Source organism: Paenibacillus validus NBRC 15382, from assembly GCF_004000985.1.
In the GTDB taxonomy this organism is placed as follows: Bacteria; Bacillota; Bacilli; order Paenibacillales; family NBRC-103111; genus Paenibacillus_G; species Paenibacillus_G validus.
Genome location: NZ_BIMH01000044.1, coordinates 1 through 16794, shown reverse-complemented (window position 1 = coordinate 16794; position 16794 = coordinate 1). Strand labels below are relative to the sequence as shown.

The 16794-nt window shown below is 48.9% G+C and carries 18 protein-coding genes, 2 pseudogenes and 1 riboswitch; of the genes and pseudogenes, 14 read left to right on the top strand and 6 right to left on the bottom strand.

Annotated features, from left to right (window positions below; translation table 11 throughout):
* Positions 1–16: 16 nt before the first annotated feature.
* The 4 genes and pseudogenes from PVA01S_RS21235 to PVA01S_RS21220 all read left to right on the top strand — a co-directional run.
* A pseudogene (locus PVA01S_RS21235) lies at positions 17–346 on the top strand (KamA family radical SAM protein); the annotation flags it as partial.
* A 36-nt stretch (positions 347–382) separates the two neighbouring features.
* Positions 383–1548 (top strand): annotated as a pseudogene (locus PVA01S_RS21230) (YheC/YheD family endospore coat-associated protein).
* Between the two features lie 118 nt (positions 1549–1666).
* Positions 1667–2485: a YheC/YheD family protein gene (locus PVA01S_RS21225; protein WP_127609348.1), complete on the top strand. Its 819-nt coding sequence runs from the start codon at positions 1667–1669 to the stop codon at positions 2483–2485.
* Positions 2486–2705: 220 nt separating this feature from the next.
* Positions 2706–3038, top strand: a complete 333-nt coding sequence (locus tag PVA01S_RS21220) for an antibiotic biosynthesis monooxygenase (protein ID WP_127609346.1) — start codon at positions 2706–2708, stop codon at positions 3036–3038.
* 83 nt (positions 3039–3121) lie between these two features.
* Here the strand turns inward: PVA01S_RS21220 and PVA01S_RS21215 are convergent, their stop codons facing one another.
* A complete protein-coding gene (locus PVA01S_RS21215; protein ID WP_054795644.1) occupies positions 3122–3322 on the bottom strand; it encodes a sporulation protein Cse60 in 201 nt (66 codons plus the stop codon).
* A gap of 304 nt (positions 3323–3626) precedes the next feature.
* Here PVA01S_RS21215 and PVA01S_RS21210 point away from each other — a divergent pair, with 304 nt between their 5' ends.
* The 4 genes from PVA01S_RS21210 (at position 3627) to PVA01S_RS21195 (ending at position 7238) form a co-directional block, all read left to right on the top strand.
* Positions 3627–4073 carry a GreA/GreB family elongation factor gene (locus tag PVA01S_RS21210; RefSeq protein WP_127609344.1) on the top strand — a complete coding sequence of 149 codons (447 nt, stop codon included), beginning with the start codon at positions 3627–3629 and terminating at the stop codon, positions 4071–4073.
* 771 nt (positions 4074–4844) lie between these two features.
* On the top strand, positions 4845–5033 hold the full coding sequence (locus PVA01S_RS21205; RefSeq protein WP_244933006.1) for a hypothetical protein: 189 nt from the start codon (positions 4845–4847) through the stop codon (positions 5031–5033).
* A gap of 31 nt (positions 5034–5064) precedes the next feature.
* Positions 5065–6021 carry a formylglycine-generating enzyme family protein gene (locus PVA01S_RS21200; RefSeq protein WP_412760892.1) on the top strand — a complete coding sequence of 319 codons (957 nt, stop codon included), beginning with the start codon at positions 5065–5067 and terminating at the stop codon, positions 6019–6021.
* A 219-nt stretch (positions 6022–6240) separates the two neighbouring features.
* A riboswitch (cyclic di-AMP (ydaO/yuaA leader) is annotated at positions 6241–6385 on the top strand.
* 1 nt (position 6386) lies between these two features.
* Positions 6387–7238 (top strand): C40 family peptidase, encoded by an 852-nt coding sequence (locus tag PVA01S_RS21195; RefSeq protein ID WP_230875902.1) that lies wholly within the window; start codon positions 6387–6389, stop codon positions 7236–7238.
* A gap of 119 nt (positions 7239–7357) precedes the next feature.
* On the opposite strand, the gene PVA01S_RS21190 is transcribed toward PVA01S_RS21195, so the two are convergent.
* Complete coding sequence (locus tag PVA01S_RS21190; RefSeq protein WP_054795651.1) at positions 7358–7735, bottom strand: hypothetical protein; 378 nt, start codon at positions 7733–7735, stop codon at positions 7358–7360.
* A gap of 243 nt (positions 7736–7978) precedes the next feature.
* Here PVA01S_RS21190 and mobA point away from each other — a divergent pair, with 243 nt between their 5' ends.
* Positions 7979–8581, top strand: a complete 603-nt coding sequence (gene mobA, locus PVA01S_RS21185; RefSeq protein ID WP_127609340.1) for a molybdenum cofactor guanylyltransferase — start codon at positions 7979–7981, stop codon at positions 8579–8581.
* 10 nt (positions 8582–8591) lie between these two features.
* On the opposite strand, the gene PVA01S_RS21180 is transcribed toward mobA, so the two are convergent.
* The 3 genes from PVA01S_RS21180 to PVA01S_RS21170 all read right to left on the bottom strand — a co-directional run bounded on the left by PVA01S_RS21180 (position 8592) and on the right by PVA01S_RS21170 (position 10873).
* Entirely contained in the window at positions 8592–9662 is a 1071-nt protein-coding gene (locus tag PVA01S_RS21180) for a PAS domain-containing sensor histidine kinase (RefSeq protein WP_127609338.1), read from the bottom strand.
* A gap of 26 nt (positions 9663–9688) precedes the next feature.
* Positions 9689–10342: a response regulator gene (locus PVA01S_RS21175; protein WP_127609336.1), complete on the bottom strand. Its 654-nt coding sequence runs from the start codon at positions 10340–10342 to the stop codon at positions 9689–9691.
* 90 nt (positions 10343–10432) lie between these two features.
* Positions 10433–10873, bottom strand: a complete 441-nt coding sequence (locus tag PVA01S_RS21170; protein WP_054795654.1) for a GAF domain-containing protein — start codon at positions 10871–10873, stop codon at positions 10433–10435.
* Between the two features lie 299 nt (positions 10874–11172).
* Here PVA01S_RS21170 and PVA01S_RS21165 point away from each other — a divergent pair, with 299 nt between their 5' ends.
* From PVA01S_RS21165 to PVA01S_RS21155, 4 genes are all read left to right on the top strand, one after another.
* Positions 11173–11883, top strand: a complete 711-nt coding sequence (locus PVA01S_RS21165) for a Crp/Fnr family transcriptional regulator (protein ID WP_127609334.1) — start codon at positions 11173–11175, stop codon at positions 11881–11883.
* Positions 11884–12030: 147 nt separating this feature from the next.
* Entirely contained in the window at positions 12031–12180 is a 150-nt protein-coding gene (locus PVA01S_RS26790) for a hypothetical protein (RefSeq protein ID WP_164751926.1), read from the top strand.
* Positions 12181–12537: 357 nt separating this feature from the next.
* Positions 12538–13086 carry a DoxX family protein gene (locus tag PVA01S_RS21160; RefSeq protein WP_054795713.1) on the top strand — a complete coding sequence of 183 codons (549 nt, stop codon included), beginning with the start codon at positions 12538–12540 and terminating at the stop codon, positions 13084–13086.
* Between the two features lie 185 nt (positions 13087–13271).
* Entirely contained in the window at positions 13272–14672 is a 1401-nt protein-coding gene (locus tag PVA01S_RS21155; protein ID WP_127609332.1) for an MFS transporter, read from the top strand.
* Positions 14673–14689: 17 nt separating this feature from the next.
* Here the strand turns inward: PVA01S_RS21155 and PVA01S_RS21150 are convergent, their stop codons facing one another.
* Positions 14690–15562 carry an AraC family transcriptional regulator gene (locus PVA01S_RS21150; RefSeq protein WP_127609330.1) on the bottom strand — a complete coding sequence of 291 codons (873 nt, stop codon included), beginning with the start codon at positions 15560–15562 and terminating at the stop codon, positions 14690–14692.
* A gap of 180 nt (positions 15563–15742) precedes the next feature.
* Between PVA01S_RS21150 and iolG the strand changes: the two genes are divergently transcribed.
* Positions 15743–16750 carry an inositol 2-dehydrogenase gene (iolG, locus tag PVA01S_RS21145; protein WP_127609328.1) on the top strand — a complete coding sequence of 336 codons (1008 nt, stop codon included), beginning with the start codon at positions 15743–15745 and terminating at the stop codon, positions 16748–16750.
* Positions 16751–16794: the final 44 nt, after the last annotated feature.

The following is a 16794-nucleotide window of genomic DNA, read 5'->3' as shown; positions in this document are numbered from 1 at the left end:
GGCTCTATTTGCTCCGTGGGCCGGAGTTACTCCCTATTACTTTTTTGTCAACAGGCCGGTTGCAGGGAACCGAGCCTTCGTGCTCACACTGGAGGAAGTCTATCATATCGTAGAAGAAGCGAAAGCAAGAACGTCCGGTTTAGGAAAACGAGTTAGGCTTTGTATGAGTCATACCTCGGGGAAAGTAGAGATCCTGGCCATTGAAGACGGGAAAGCGTATTTAAAATATCACCAGTCTCGCGAAGGTCAATATGGAAAGCTTATGGTTTTGGATTGCCCGAAAGAGGCTGCCTGGTTTGTTTCCGTCAACGAAATGCCGGATCTTCCTCAGAAGGAAATAGATTGATCGTTGGTTTACAAAACCTGTATGAGGTGAAATGCAATGGAACAACCGAGCCATGATACTTCTCTCGATCGTCCGATTGTCGGCGTCATTTTGGGTATTAAGCCAATGCCGCTGTATAGGATGAATAGATATCCCCGATTGAAAAAGCTTGCCGATGCGAACTTGGAAGCCAAAACGACCCTTACCTTTTTTTGCGTCGACGATGTGGATATTTTCAACAAAACAATTAATGGAACTTATTATAATTACAAGACCAAGAGATGGGAGAAAAAGCAATTTTCTTATCCCGATGTCGTCTATGTCCGAGGCGGCTCAGGTAAGGCGATTGATAATCTGTTAGCGGAGTTCGACCGTTTGGGGATCAAGAAAATTAATCCTATTCATGCATTTAATAAAGGTGATCTCTACGAGCTATTAAACCAGGATGAGAATGTACGCTCCTATTTGCCGCCTACCCAAAATGTTCAAACGATGGATGAAATCAGGAGCATGATACGGAAGCAAGGCACAGTGTATGTGAAAGCGCGTCGCGGAAGAAAGGGTACCAAGGTGATGCGTATTGAAAAACTGCGTAATAACGGTTATCTGTACAGCTATTCAATTCTGGGATATTTGGTTCGCAAGAGAGTCAATACGATTACTGACTTGGAAAAAGCAATTAAATCCTTCTTCGGGAACCGGGCGTTGATCGTACAGCGTGCGATCGATTTGGTCAGAGTCCGTAACAACCGCCTCTGCGATTTTCGAGCTGAGCTCCAAAGAAACAAACAAGGAGAAATCGATATCGTTGGGGTTTGCGTCCGTGTAGGCCGGCAAAACTCCCCGATCACCACCCACTCCTCTGCCTATCGATATGATACACATCTAAAGAAAATATTCCCACATTACACGAACGAGCAGATCGAAGCCTTAAAAGAAAAAATCAATACTTTTTTGATCGATATCTATACAGGGGTTGAAAAAAATACGGAAAGTTCGGAGAAATCGGGATAGACTTCGCTGTAGATCGGAAGGGGAAGATCTGGCTCATTGAATGCAACGCGCAATCGGCCAAGGTATCAATCGTAAAGGCCTATGGAGCGAAGTCACGCAGAGCGTTTCTGAATCCATTGGAATATGCAAAAGCAATTATGGGCACTGACCGCAGCAATACAGTTATCCCGAGCGACATGATGTACCCCAAGTTATCTATAAGAGGGTGATATCTATGTCGAGAATGACGCGGTCTCGAACCTATGCTTCAACAGGAGGATAGATGACGGTCTCGCATATTTTTGAAACGAAGAAACGGTTGGAGAGGTTTTTGAAAGAGGGTGCCATATGAGGCATACGGTTATCCGAAGTAAAATGAAAAAGGGTTCGCCACTCATGGACGACCCGATTATTTCGCGTTATGTACCGAAAACAGACTGGTTTCATGCCACAAGCCTTAGGAGAATGCTCCGATCCTATTCTACTGTATATATCAAGCCGGATATCGGCAGAAGAGGAAACGGAATCGTTCGCGTGAAAAAGCGTAATAGCTCCACAAGTGAGATTTCGTATAGAGATATAACGATCCGTTGCTCTACTGAAGATGTATATGATGAGCTGCAGAAGATATTGAATCCTAATAAGAAATACCTGATTCAGCAGGGCATTGATTTGGCAACCTATCATGGGCGCCCATTTGATGTGCGCATTGTCCTGCAAAAGCCTTTGAACCGATGGCATCTTTCCTGGGTCAGTGCCAAGGTTGCGCCTCAGAAATCATCTGTTGTAACCAATATAGCCAAAGGAGCAAGGGACGTAAGGATAAACAGGACATTGAAAGGAATGGATCAGCCCTTAAACAGATTAGAAGTGATGAGAGAATTAATCGATGTCTCCTACCAGATTGTTCAAATACTGGACTCACGCTTCTCTCTAAAGATCGTCGGTTTAGATATGGGCATCGATAAGAAAGGAAGAGTATGGTTTATCGAAGCGAATACCAGGCCGGACTTTAAGGGTTTAGGGAAGCTTGATCTAAGGCAGTATCGCAGATATCTCAAAGCAAAAAAATTGGCCGCCAGAGGGCGAGATTATGCCTATAGAGAGATATCAGGATCGGGGGAGGAAATCCCCAGGCGTCATCCGGAACGAGCGAATGAAGGATGACGATATTAAGTAAGGTTGTAAAAGTGGATGAGCTATCGCCAATTGTGGAGAAGCTTACCGGCGAACAGGCCAGCTAGTTACGGTGAATGTTATTTAGGACTTGTGTGATGTCCATTTGACAATGATAATCGTTATCAATTAAACTTGAATAAGAGCGAGCACCGGCGCCGATATGTTTCAAGAAGCGGCACAATAAGGCAAGCAGAAGGAGGAGGAACCCGTGCTTATTCAAACCAGAACCGTCACGGTGGAGAAGTGCAATGCGGACAAAGTCGTTGAACGCTTCAGCAAGGAAGGTCCGCTTGACGGGAGGGAAGGCTTGATCGATATTACCGTCATGGTGAACAAGAGAAGTAAAGAGAACGAAGAGGTCGTCATCGTCGTTCGCTGGGAATCGGAGGAAGCCTGGAAAAATTGGGAGAAGAGCCCCGAGCACATTCAAGGGCACCGGAACAGCAAGGGACAACAACCGCCTGAGTATGTGATCAGCACGAATGTGAGCATGTATGAAGTGAAAGCCGTCAGAAAAGGCAAGTTCGTTCAAACGACGTAACTGGAAATCGCGAAATAACCAAAGGCTGTCCTTCCCTCATCTTGAGGGTGCGGGGCAGCCTGTTGCCGTTAGATACTTCTTGTCTAAGTCTCTCGCTTGGCTTTGGTCTTGTAAACGATCAAAATCGTGCTTCTTTGGGTCTCTTTCCCGGAAGGCGTTGTCTTTATAACCGAGCCGTAACACACATTTACGACCTGAGTCTCATTTAACCCCGCCAAAAACTCGTTAGCCTTATGTTCCGCATAAGAGTTATCCGTATCAACGAATTCTTTAACTTGGATCATCGAAGTCCCTCCTTTCAGCTAGTTTCAGGTAACATTTAATGTAAAAAGAGTATAAAAATGGATCGAGGCATCCCGCGATAATAGCGGAATGCCTGCACTTAAGTAAGCTTAGCATCCCAAAGTATAAGTGTCAATCGTGCTTTTGTTGTCGAGGAGATTTGGATTGGATTTACAGATATTACTTGGTATAATGATCTGAAGGTCTCCCTTGTGGAGACCTCTATTTACTTAGGAGGGATTTGTATGAGAATGTTCACTAGCTACTCTAAATGGGTTGTGTTCAGTAAGGGAGGGGAAATCTACTATGAACCGTAGTATTATGTATCAAGGTTCACGAACCCAACTGATTAATCAACTTGTTTATTTTGATGAAGAAAAGTTCAATTTCTTGAATCAGTATTTTCCGGAACACAACCTGAAACGCAGCACGGTTGAGCAGGTATTGGCTGTTTATGCGACTACGCTTGAGAAGATAGTCGCTGATCTAACCGAAGAGAATCTAAATTCCGTCGCACTGATTGGCAGTCAATTGGAGCTGCGGTATTTAGATGACGATTCGCCCGAGTCGTACACCATTGTTTTCCCGCATCTGGCGGACCCCAATAACAACAAGATATCTTTCTTGTCTCCTCTCGGGTTTCAGTTATTGATGGCTAAATCTCAAGAGACCTATCGGCTTGATGTACCTTCCGGTGAAATCCGGCTAAGAGTAGAAGGCATCAAGTTCGTTAACAGCGGTGATGTAAATTAGCCCATATAGAGGATTGAAACGAGCCGGCTTACTGATCCGTTTATAATTGGCAGGCATAGGGAAAGCGTCGGGTGACAGATCGTGTTGATGATCTGCCCGACGTTTTTTTCAGGTGCGGCAGTCATGCGTTTACACCTAGGGTAGAGGTGGCGTCTGCTCCTGTTTTTTGAGGAGTTGCTCAAAGGGGCTGCAGCATATTACTATGGGAATAAACCAAGGAGATTCTGCCAAGCGCCATGTTATACACCGATAATGAGACGCTAACACACAGGCAGCGGTCACCGCATAAGGAGTAAAACGGCATGTCACTTAAGGGGCAAAATATTCGAGCCAAACAAACGAACCGTTCGAGGGTACTCCAATCCCTTCTAAGATATGGACCCACTTCAAGACAGCATATTGCGGAAATGACGCAACTGACTTCAGCAACGATCAGCCATTTGACGGCTGAGCTTATTCTCCGAACATAAGATAGAAGCTAGGGAAGTGATGAGGTTTTTCTTGAGCGACGAGGAGCAAAAGTCGATGGGCACGAATGCGAGCAAAATTCCGCCGGTCAGGAAAGTGTTTCACGATCGATCCTGAGTTGAAAAAGGCACAGCCTATCTTCGAACAGCTGCCTGCTGTGATGGAAAAAGCGAAAAGCCGGCCCGTCTTAAGAAATTACGAGCAGATATCGACAACGATCCTCATGAGCAAACGAATCTGGCTGCGGAGCATCGCCAAGTTTGCCGAGATGCGGTATATTATTTAAATGAATGGCATGACCACATGATGGAGACGATGCCTTTCGACGTAGATCCGCTGTGGACGGTTATGAAAGAGGGAGGACCTTATCATGCCAAAGGTTTCTTGCCGAAGTATACGCAGTGGTTGGAGCAGACAGGACGCGGTCATGCTATTTCAGAGCTGAAACGGAGACATCCTGCGGAATTCGGTCACGGCTATCCGAAGCTGTAGGGGCTCTGTTTAATCGTGGAGGATGATTGAAATGAATGCAAAAAAACCGGGCTGCTGCTCGGCCAGCAGAGAGGATTCGAGCTTACCGGATGCTCATTCCTTGCCCCTGAACGTCATACCCTCGTCCAAAGATCCTAAAGAAGGCATGATTTATTTGCCCGGCGGTGAGTTTTTAATGGGAACCGCGGATCAGGAAGGGTTTGCCCAAGATGGCGAAGGCCCCGTTCGTTCGGTTCGGCTGGATCCCTTTTATATCGATCCTTATACAGTGAGCAATGCGGAATTCAAGGCATTTGTCGATGCTACCGGTTATCGCACGGAAGCGGAGATCTTTGGCTGGTCCTTTGTGTTCCACTTGTTCGTTTCCGCCGAAACTGCGCAAGGAGTGACACAAACGGTTCGGCAGACGCCCTGGTGGTGGGCCGTGAACGGTGCATGCTGGAAGCATCCGGAAGGTCCGGATTCTCACATTGATGACCGCATGGACCATCCGGTGATTCATGTTTCCTGGCATGATGCGTATGCTTATTGCCAATGGGCCGGTAAACGGCTGCCGAGCGAAGCGGAATGGGAGTATGCGGCAAGAGGCGGTCTTGTGCAAAAGCGTTATCCGTGGGGGGATGTCCTCAAACCGGATGGGGAGCATCGCTGCAATATTTGGCAGGGCAAGTTTCCGGAGAAAAATAACTGCAGCGACGGTTATGCCGGAACCGCGCCTGTCCATGCTTATAAACCGAACGATTACGGGCTGTATAATGTTTCCGGCAACGTATGGGAATGGTGCTCGGACTGGTTTAGCGCGAATCATCCGGCCGCCCCGCTAATAAACCCGCAAGGTCCGCCGACAGGTCAGGAGAAGGTGCTGCGCGGAGGCTCCTATTTGTGCCACAAATCGTATTGCAACCGGTACAGAGTCGCTGCCCGCAGTAAAAATACACCGGATAGCTCCACGGGGAATATCGGTTTTCGCTGTGCGGCCGACGTCTGATAGGGAATAAGAGCTGCTGTAGAACTCGTGACCATCCGTCGCAAGCCTTGTCTGATATGTCGAAAGCCCGAGACGGCTCTAATGAGCGGTCGCGGGCTTTTTTTTACAAAATTTAGCACAGATGTGTCAAAACCCAAAATAAAACGAAAAGAAAGGAAATCAATGTAATTCATGGCAGTTATAAGTTTGAAGTCCATGAAACCACTATGCTACTCTAATAAATATAATGGGCCGAATCCAGTTCAGCAGAAGATCTGGTACGGGGGATTCTTTACCATGGGGTGAATGTTCGTTAACTATCGAACTAGGGAGCAGCCTCTTCCGAATCCGTCAACTAACCTCGAAGGCCGCAGGAGGAATTTGATTTGAATCGTTTTTGCAAGAAGCTTATTTGGTCGTGCGCTTTTTCCTCGATCGGACTGCTTGCCATGTTTCATGCGGGAACAGCACAAGCTGCCGCCAATGATGTTAAAGTGCAGATTAACGACAGCCTGGTTTCCTTCCCCGAAGCACAGCCTTATATCGATAACACCAACACTTTGCAAATCCCTTTACGTGTGCTCGTTGAGAAGCTTGGTTACAAGGTTGAGTGGAGCATGGAACAAGCGCAGGTGAAAGTTACGTTAACCAACAACAACAAAACGATCGCCTTGCAAACCGGGGATCGAAAAGCTCTGGTTAATAAAAAGGTTGTCAGCATGGATGCTCCTGCGCAATTTATACAAGGCAGCGTATATCTCCCTCTACGCTTCGTATCCGAGACGTTCGGCTATAGAGTCCAGTGGGATGCGGATAACCGGATTGCTATTATTAACGAAGACGGATTATATCATGCCCCGGCTTGGTATGCGCCGAAGCCAAAACCGTCTGTCACGCAAATTGCCTATAAGTACCTGGGAGTTCCTTATGTATGGGGCGGCCGTACACCGAATGGCTTTGATTGCTCCGGATTTGTGGACTATATATACGGGCTCAACGGCATCGATTTGCCCAGAACATCCCTGGAAATGTACGAGACTGCAGGCAAGGCGGTGAGCATCCCTCAGGAGGGAGATCTTGTTTTTTTTGCGGAGAAAAACAGAACCTCCCACGTAGGGATTTATTTAGGCAATCAACAATTTATTTCAGCGACCAATTCCGGCGGCGTCTCGGTGGCAAGTTTGACAACCGGTTACTGGAGTAAAAAGTATGTAGGAGCTAAACGAGTCACGTCATAATAATCCTCAAGCTCAATCGTAGGGGCTTGCACAGAAAAGAACCTGGCCGTCGGCCAGGTTTTTCATATTGATGGGGTTCATAAGCCGGAAGCTATTCCAAGCTGCAAGCCGTTTGCACGCTAAAAACGGAATAAAACGGACCAAAAGGATACCTTCTTGGCAGCCTGATGACGTTTGGAACGGGAAATTCGGAAAGCCTCCTGGTCATCATGGAACGAATCGGGTTCATCCTTCGTCTCCGATTCCTTCAGAGCTTGTTGTTCGGCGGCTGCGGCTAACTCGATATGCGTCTGACGACATTCAAACAACTGCCGCTCCAAGTCATGAACCTGCTGAGCAAGCAGCAAGTTTTGCTGCTGCAGCTCCGTAATCAGATTATGGAGATATCGAATGGTTAGTTTCGGTTTCTTCGAAGGAGCGGGCGTCTCATGGTTTTCTCTGGGTCCGAACGGCAACAGATACTTCAACTCTTCTTCCTGGAATACCTCATTTGCCAACGTAACGGCCTCCTTTACATAGAAAATGACGGTATTGCTGCTAGTTTCATCTGCTAGTTTAATAGTACACAAGTTTTTCTAAGGAAGCTGTCGAAGCCTGCTGTCAAAAACATGGAAACCTTATCGGAGAACCGCATGGTGTGTACCGTCTTTCGGAAGTGATGCAAATCACTGCCTTTGGACAGCGGAAATGATGTAATAAGCATATAAAACAAGCCCAATGCAGAGAAGGAGTGAATGGTTATGATGTCCGGACTGATATTGGCAGGGGGGCGAAACCGGGGGGCGAACGGAGAAAACAAGGCGTTCTTCATGCTGGACAACATGACGATCGTGGAGCGTCAAATTCGTGAGATGGAAAAATGCTGTGAGGAGATCATCATCGCTACGAACGATCCGACCCCCTTCCTGCGAAAGGTAGACCGGGGGGTTCGAATCATTACGGACTATTTCCCCGGCAAGGGTCCCCTAAGCGGGATGCACGCGGGCTTAACCTTAGCGCAGCAACCGCATGTATGGGTTGTCAGCTGCGACATGCCTTATATCTCTTCGAAGGCGGCGGAATTGCTGCTCGCCCGTGAGCAGGAAGGGTTTGAAGCGGCCATCCCTGCCATAGGCGGCAGCGCGCATCCGCTTCACGGGGTGTACGACCGCAGCTGCGCGGTAAAGATCGGCGCCTTGCTGGAGCAAGACGAAGCGACGCTCTCCACGCTCTTAAAGCAGTTATACTGGTGTGAGCTGCAGGAGTTCGCTTTTGAAGAGAAAGCCATCGGCAGCCGGTTCGTCGCCTCGATCAAGACGAAGGAAGACGATGAGAAGTTATGGCTTGGAGGAAGGCCGCTGTGAAGTCGGCCTTTCATTTCGGTACGATGAATGAAACCTTCGTTCCATGCCCGGGCCTGGAACGGACCGTGAATGTGCCGCTGACGCTGCGGGCCCTTTCTTCCATACTGAACAGCCCGACGCCTTGGGACGAGGTATCGCGGACAAAGCCCTTCCCATCGTCCTCCACATGCGCTTCGACATAGGTATCGTGTTCGAGCAGCTCGACGCGGGCTTCAGCTACATCCGCATATTTCGCGGTGTTCGTCAGGGCCTCCTGAACGATCCGGTAGATGGTCGTTTCTTTATTGGCATCGAGACGTTGGCGCAGGTTGCTGCGGAAATGGACGCGAATTCCGTAATGGTTGGAGTAATTGTCGATATAGGTCCGGAGCGCCGGTACGACGCCGAGGTCATCCAGCACCGAAGGGCGAAGCTCCCAGGCCAGTCCGCGCACATCTTCAATGACCGCGGCTACATGATTGCGAAGCTGCTCCAGCTCGGTCATCCGGGTTTCGCTGATGAGGCGATCCAGCTGGATCAGCAGCGAAAAGATGCTTTGCCCGATGCCGTCGTGAAGCTCCCGTGAGAACCGTCTTCGTTCTTCCTCCTGCACCTTCATCATGTGCGTCATCATGTGCTGCAGCTCTTCCTCGATTTTTTTCAACTGGGTGACTTCATTGCGGATGGCCAAATACTGATACGGAATGCCTTGTTCATTCAAAAAGGGGACGATCGTCGTATGGACCCAGTAATAGGTGCCGTCCTTCGCTCTATTTTTGATCTCGCCGCGCCAGACGTTTCCCGAGGTAATGGTCTTCCACAGATCGGCCATGAAGCTTTTGTCGTGAAATCCGGAATTGATGATCCGGTGGTCCTGGCCGATAAGCTCTTCCCGCTCGTATTTGGAAATCTCACAAAACTTATCGTTAATGTATCGGATGACTCCGCGGCGGTCGGTAACCGCTACGATGGAGGATTCGTCCAATGCAAATTTGATATCAACCAGCTGCTTTAACGAATGCTTCAACGTATCGCGGAAGCCGGGGTCGAGAATGTGCTCGTCCAGATGCTGCAAGAGTCGGTCTACGTCTTGTCCTAGCATGGCAAGGAATCACCTACCTACGTCGATTATTCGAAGCTGAGAAGACCTTTTTTGACGGCATATTTCACAAGCTCGGGTCTTGTTCTGAGGCCCAGCTTCTCCATCACGTTGCTCTTATGCGTTTCCACCGTTTTCACACTGATGACGAGCTGCTCTGCGATTTCTTTATTGCTGTAGCCTTTGGCGATTAACCCTAATACTTCTTTCTCACGGTCTGAGAGCGTCTCGTACGTATTGGTGCTGTCCCCGTGTTTCAACTTCTCCAAATATTCTCCCATCAGACGCTTGGTTGCGGTTGGATACAGGTAAGCGTTCCCGGCGGAAACCGAGCGAATCGCCGTCAGCAGCTCCTCATGCGGCGCGCTCTTCAGGATATAGCCTGACGCTCCGGCATGGATGCCGCGGAACAAATACTCATCGTCATCATGCATGGTTAAGATGAGTACGGCCACATCCGGGTGAAGCTTCTTCAGCTCAGCGGTTGCCGTGAGCCCGTCTTTGCCCTGAGGCATATTCAAATCCATGAGCACGACATCCGGCCGCAAGGCGTTCACGGCTTGGATCGCTTCGTCTCCGTCAGCGGCTTCGCCGATCACTTGGAACTCCGCTTTGCCTTCCAACAGCATTTTCAGCCCTGAACGGACCACCGCATGATCGTCCACTACTAAGATTTTAACCATGATGGATTCCTCTCCCTATCGTCACCAACCGAATCTTCATCTATCTTAACAAAAATAAAAGAACCCCAGCAATAAGCATTCTGCTTGGATTCATAAAGTAGGCTCGAGGAGCGATTGCAGCGTTTGAACATGTTGATAAAGCGTGTCGATGTCGCTGTCCGCGTAAGCTTCGGCCGAGCGTCTTGCGATCAGGAGCACGCCGTATACCGTCTCGCGCATGGTGATCGGAACCGCCGCGGCGGCATGAAGCAGCTCGGAGGCAACGAGGGGACATTCCATCGGCAAGCCGGGCCGGGCAGCCGGAAAATCCGTCCAACGGGTCGTTTTGCCTGTTCTCAGGGTCAAACCGCCCGGACCCAATCCGGGTTTTACAACCATCTGCTTATAGCGTTCGCTGCGATTGCCGAAAGCATACTTCCAGCGAATACGAGGTTCATGCTTCGGCGCGAAAGATAAGGCGGAGAAGTCGCTGGAGGTTGCGCGGCACAAGGCTTCCAGCTCCCCGGTAATGATCTGTATGAATGCCGGCATGTCAGGCCTCCTCCCCCCACTGCAGCTTTTACGGTTGAACCGTTTTCATTACCTCCCATTATAGTCTTTCCGCCTCTCTTTGTAATTCAGGGAAAACCCCTAAATGTGTTTCGGGGATCTCCTGATGCCCAAGCGCCGAATACGAAGGTAAAAGGAATGAAATCGGGGTTTTCTGCGCCTCTTCTGACACCGGGATCGGGAGATTCTCCCCTCATAAATCAGGAGAACCCCCGATGTGAATAAGTTGCTGGCCGTTATATGATACCTATAGCGCAAACAGTTCGAAGGAGGACGGCGACATGATGGCTCAAGTCAATCCAACCGGCGGCATTTTGGACATTATTTCCAAGGATAGTTTCGATAAGCTGCAAAGCATCATGTATATAAAGCAGGTGGAGAAAGGATCTTATCTGTTCTGGGAAGGGGATTCGGCGGAGAAGCTGTACTTTATTATCAGCGGCCGGGTCCGGACGACGAAGACAACCGATAGCGGAAGAAGTCTGACGATGTACCTGCATCAAGAAGGCGATTTATTCGGGCAATTGGATCCATTTCAAGACTCGGTGCATACCTTCAGCGCGGAAGTCACCGAGCCCGGCAAGATCGGCATCATTCAGCGCAAAGACCTGGAGGTGCTGCTGTGGCAGCACGGGGACCTGGCTGTGGAGTTCATGAAGTGGATGGGCTTGATGCACCGCTTGACCCAGACCAAGTTTCGGGATTTGATGATGTTCGGCAAAACCGGCGCGCTATGTTCACTGCTCATTCGGCTCAGCAACTCCTACGGCGTCCTGAAAGAAGATCATATATTTGTCGACCTGAAGATCAACAATTCGGAAATGGCCGATATGATTGGGGCGACGAGGGAAAGCGTGAACCGGATGTTAAGCGATTTGAGAAAAGAAGACGTCGTTGAATATAAAGACGGGCATATTCTAATCAAGGACTTAACGTATCTTCGCGATGTTTGTCAATGCGAGAGCTGCCCGAAAGAAATTTGCCGCATGTAAGAATGGGGGGCGAGAACCGCCCCTATGATGCCGCATCCAACTTCACAGCCTCGTTGACTTCACGTTGTGAGAAAGATCACAGCGGCTTCGCCCGGGAAGAAGTACGGTATAAGTACGTATAAACCTTGATAAAGGAGAGTGCTGCAGATGATTACTTGTGAAAAGTGCGCCAAAAAAACAGGCGAGGGTCCGGTAGGGGAAAGCTGGATTTGCGAGGATTGCAAGGTAGAGCCGCCGGTTCGTGAAGGCGATAACAGGCCTGCAGGCGAGGATCGGGCTGCCGGGGAGCCGTTATAAGCCTGAGACTTTGCAAGGCTCATATAGATGATCGAATGCCGGTCCGGTCGGCACCGGCATTCGCGATAAGGAAGTTTCTGAACCGGGTGCCGCGTCATACCGTCATACCGGCCGGAATCGGGCTGCCTTCAGAAGCAGGAAAGTCATTGGCCGGTTTCGGCTCATCCGGTGATTTAGATCACAGCTGCGCCAGCAACCCTGTAGTACAATAAAGGTGTAGACGGGAAGCAAAACCACACCACAACGAAAGGAAAATGAGAGATGAAACATTTCCGATCCCGGCGAGAGTCGAAATAATCAAGGTTCGTTTATTGCGCCAAATCAAGTGAAAAATTTCACAACGAGGAGATGATCGTCATGTTCGTTCAATGGCTTAGAGAAAATAAATACGCAGCTGTGGTCCTTTTATTCATCCGGTTGTATCTCGGTTACGAGTGGCTCACACATGGATGGCAAAAATTAACGGGGGGATTCAATGCAGGCGGTTTCTTGAATAACGCGGTCGCCAAACCGGTAATCGATAAAGCGACGAATGAGCTGGTGTACCCGACCTTCACCGCTTTCATCAACACCTTTGCCGTTCCGAACGTAAAGATGATTAACTTCCTCATACCGCTTGGCGAATTTTTAGTCGGTCTTGGTTTAATCCTCGGGGCTTTAACTACCGCGGCCGCTTTCTTCGGACTTCTGATGAACTTCATGTTCATGTTCGCGGGCACGGTAAGCACGAACCCGTGGTTCGTTCTAATCGGCGGGATCTTGTTCATGGCGGGGGCCAACGCCGGTAAATTAGGTCTGGATTATTACTTGCTCCCGCTGCTCCGTAAACTTGTCACCCGTAATAAAGCTGGAAAGAAGAATAACCCGAACGGAACCGGAGGCGTAATCAAACCGGCACGAGTTTGATAAGCAGAAACAGGGGAGCAGGTCGACTTGACGACCTGCTCCCCTGTTTCTGCGAACAGCTCGCCGAACGGCAATTCGAGTGTAACGTACTGGCAAGGAGCAGCCGGGCATGTTACACTCAGTTTAACGTCAGTTCGTCGTGCCTGAAAGATTCCATACTAATAGAGAGAAAAGAGCGATCGCGAATGTCTAAACCCTCTGAGACCGAGATGCGTCATAAGCAGGGGCAGATTTCTCCCCAAAGTCAGATGTTATTAATTACAGCCATAGGCTTCGGAGTGCTCTTAAATCCATTGAATACGACGATGATCTCGGTTGCCTTCTCCAGGCTGCAGCAAGAATTCCAAGTGCCGTATAGCGCCATATCCTGGCTCATCGCCACTTATTACGTAGCGAGCGCCGTCGCACAGCCTGTTATGGGAAAGCTGAGCGATATGCTCGGGCGCAAGCGCATATTTCTGCTGGGTCTGCTGCTGGTGACGATCTCGTCGATGCTGGCTCCATTTTCTCCAAGCATCGGCTGGCTGATGGCCTTTCGCGTCATCCAGGCAATCGGCACGTCTTCGCTGTTTCCTGCGGGGATGGGCATGATCCGCAGCAGTATTACGGATAATCAGGCGAGAGCGCTGAGCGTCATGTCGATCTTCTCTTCAACGTCAGCTGCCTTTGGACCTTCGATCGGAGGGTTCTTGATCCAATACGGAGATTGGCCGGCCATTTTCTTTGTGAATTTCCCCGTCATTCTCATATCATTCTTCATGTCCATCAAGATTTTGCCGAAGGACGGCCCTCGCAAACCGATCGCTTCCGGAGGTCTGGATCTTTGGGGAATCGTCTTTTTCACCGCGCTGATTGTGAGCTGGCTGTTTTTCTTTCTATCCTTCGAACAGGGCTTTAACGTCTGGCTGCTTATCGTCAGCCTGGTGATGAGCTTTTTATTTTATCAGTTTGAAAAGCGGCGGAAGCAGCCGTTTATTGATGTGTTTTTTCTGAAAAACAATCTAAACGTATGCATGGTTTATATCCAGTTTATTTGTGTGAATATCGTGTTCTATTCGGTGATGTTCAGCATTCCCTCTTATTTGCAGCAAGTTCGGCACTTCGATGCGCAGCGGGTCGGTTTGATTATGCTGGCCGTATCCGGATTCAGCGTGTTTGTAACGCCATGGGTGGGCAGATGGATCGACAAATCCGGTTCCAAAAGTCCGCTAATCGCAGGTTCGCTATTCGTTATGGCCGGCTCGCTGCTCTTGCTGCTCTTGCACGACAACACCTTGCCCTATGTGATTTTTGCCTTCTTATCCGTATTCGGAATCAGCAACGGCTTTCAGAATCTCGGTTTGCAGACGGCGCTCTATTCCTACGTGTCTACGAAGGAGACGGGAATCGCTTCAGGCTTGTTCATGACCTCCAGATTCATGGGGACGATTCTTTCTTCCAGCTTGCTGGGAGCGATCTTCAGCAGCGAGTTCTCGACACAGCGACTGCACACGATGGCTGCCGTTTGTGCCGTCATCAGCGTGGCTATCCTGGTTTTATCCTTGAAAATGCCGAGCCATCGTCCCCAGACGCCCTACGCCGAATAAGGAAATGAACCCTTATCTTAAACCGTCCTTGTCTTCGTATGATTGCGAAACTTTAACGGCGTCAGACCGACATCTTTAAGAAAAAATTTAATGAAATGAGCAGGGGAGGAAAATTGGAGCTCCTGAGAGATTTTTTCGATGCTCCAATCGGTATCCGTCAGCAAGCCTTTCGCCATTCGAATTCTCACTTTTGTCAAATAACCCCGAGGCGAAATGCCATAAACCTTTTTGAAACAATTCGTTAAATGGGAGCGGTCGACATTTAATTGACTCGCCAGCTCACCGATTCTTATGGGGTCGATGGCTCTTTTTTCAATCCAGTAAGCGGCCTCGTGGGCCAAATTAAGCAGTGAGGGTTGAATCGATGGCGGAGCGGCGGATTCCGATTGATGATAGAAATAGTCGGATAACAGACTGATCAGATTCAGAATCGAGGATTGAACCTTCAGCATAATGACGGCCGCATACTTCGATTCAGACGTTTTTTCGGTTTCCGGCGCACTTAGATTATGGAGAAAGTACCCATATTCATCAATAAAGGTATTCACAAAGTTGTGGATACTTTTTTCTTTGTCCTTCTTAATGACAGGGTGTTGGATCAGTTGAAGAATTTCATGTATTCGTTTATCTTCCACTTCAAAATGGAAAACAAACCACTCGGCATCCTCATGAATAGGAGGGGTATGATGGAACATGCCGGGCTTGATGATGAGACAGTCCCCCGTGCCTAATACGTAGGGCTGTCCGTTGACGATTTGTTCGAATTGACCTGAAATGACATACATAAACTCGAAAATCGTATGGCGGTGAGAGCCGTAGGCATATCCTTTATGTCCTATTGTGTATTGAAGGTCCACCAGCCGTATCGAGCCAATCAGGTTCGAGATCATAAACAATTGCTCCACGAAGGATCAGCCGCTTTCTGTGAAATAATTGCGCATACTTATGTAGTTTAACATAAAAAATAACAACAAAAGTATAATTTTTAATCACAAAATCGAATGTTTACTTGGGGCTTGGGCAGCTATTCTTGTATATATAGCACCATTAAACATCGAGGAGTGTAGACAATGAAGGAGCAAATACGCTGCGCGGTCCTTGGACTGGGACGTCTTGGTTATTGGCACGCTGAAAATTTGGCCACAAAAGTGAAAGGAGCAAAGCTGGTAAGCGTTCTGGATCCATTCGAGAATCGGGCGGAAACCGTTGCCCGTGAATTGGGTATAGAGAAATCGGCGAAACATCATCAAGAAGTTTTTGAAGACCCTGCGATTGATGCGGTTATTATAGCAACGCCGACAAGCACGCACGCGGATATGATCGAACAAGCGGCGAAGCACGGGAAACATATTTTTATTGAAAAACCGCTTACCCATGACTTAGAGGAAGCCGACCGGGCGATTCGGGTCATCGAAGAGAACAACGTCGTTTGTCAGGTCGGTTTTATGAGGAGATTTGACAGCGCTTATAGGGAAGCCCAGCGAAGAATACAGGCCGGAGACATCGGAACGCCCCTTTATTTTAAAGGGGTATCCCGCGACCCGGGCTCTCCGCCTGCGGCATTTATCCAAAACAGCGGGGGCATTTTCCTCGATATGTCGATCCACGATTTTGACATCGCCCGATTTTTGTTGAATGCGGAAGTCACTTCCGTCTCGGCGCATGGGAACATTCTGGTCCACTCCTTTATGGAACAATACGGTGACGTCGACCAGGCGCTTACCTATGTAGCGTTCGACTCCGGCGCCGCTGCGGATATAGAAGCCAGCCGGAATGCTTTCTACGGGTACGATATTCGGGGAGAAGTCATAGGCAGCGAAGGCAGCCTGCTCATCGGGTCCTTACGCTATCATGACGTTCAAATACTGACCAAGAGAGGAAGCACCCATGATATTGTGCCCGCTTTTCCGGAGCGGTTTAAAGATGCTTATTTGAATGAAATGAATCATTTCGTCGATTGTCTAAGAAAAAGCGAAGCGCCCTCCGTCAATGAAATCGACGGGAAAATAGCGCTTGAAATCGCGCTGTCCGCCCAAAAATCGTTTGAGACGGGACAAACCGTCCGTCTCCCCGGCTAGGTTTTGCATCCGAAAGGGGATCAAGGCATGAAGATGACAGCAAA

Coding starts and splice junctions, on each gene's coding strand:
- PVA01S_RS21150 (WP_127609330.1), bottom strand. CDS start 15,562: ATGATCTCGAACCTGATTGGCTCGATACGGCTGGTGGACCTTCAATAC.
- PVA01S_RS21210 (WP_127609344.1), top strand. CDS start 3,627: ATGAACCGTAGTATTATGTATCAAGGTTCACGAACCCAACTGATTAAT.
- PVA01S_RS21180 (WP_127609338.1), bottom strand. CDS start 9,662: ATGCTAGGACAAGACGTAGACCGACTCTTGCAGCATCTGGACGAGCAC.
- PVA01S_RS21175 (WP_127609336.1), bottom strand. CDS start 10,342: ATGGTTAAAATCTTAGTAGTGGACGATCATGCGGTGGTCCGTTCAGGG.
- PVA01S_RS21165 (WP_127609334.1), top strand. CDS start 11,173: ATGATGGCTCAAGTCAATCCAACCGGCGGCATTTTGGACATTATTTCC.
- mobA (WP_127609340.1), top strand. CDS start 7,979: ATGATGTCCGGACTGATATTGGCAGGGGGGCGAAACCGGGGGGCGAAC.
- PVA01S_RS21170 (WP_054795654.1), bottom strand. CDS start 10,873: ATGCCGGCATTCATACAGATCATTACCGGGGAGCTGGAAGCCTTGTGC.
- PVA01S_RS21200 (WP_412760892.1), top strand. CDS start 5,065: ATGAATGCAAAAAAACCGGGCTGCTGCTCGGCCAGCAGAGAGGATTCG.
- PVA01S_RS21205 (WP_244933006.1), top strand. CDS start 4,845: ATGATGGAGACGATGCCTTTCGACGTAGATCCGCTGTGGACGGTTATG.
- PVA01S_RS21215 (WP_054795644.1), bottom strand. CDS start 3,322: ATGATCCAAGTTAAAGAATTCGTTGATACGGATAACTCTTATGCGGAA.
- PVA01S_RS21225 (WP_127609348.1), top strand. CDS start 1,667: ATGAGGCATACGGTTATCCGAAGTAAAATGAAAAAGGGTTCGCCACTC.
- PVA01S_RS21160 (WP_054795713.1), top strand. CDS start 12,538: ATGTTCGTTCAATGGCTTAGAGAAAATAAATACGCAGCTGTGGTCCTT.
- iolG (WP_127609328.1), top strand. CDS start 15,743: ATGAAGGAGCAAATACGCTGCGCGGTCCTTGGACTGGGACGTCTTGGT.
- PVA01S_RS21155 (WP_127609332.1), top strand. CDS start 13,272: ATGTCTAAACCCTCTGAGACCGAGATGCGTCATAAGCAGGGGCAGATT.
- PVA01S_RS26790 (WP_164751926.1), top strand. CDS start 12,031: ATGATTACTTGTGAAAAGTGCGCCAAAAAAACAGGCGAGGGTCCGGTA.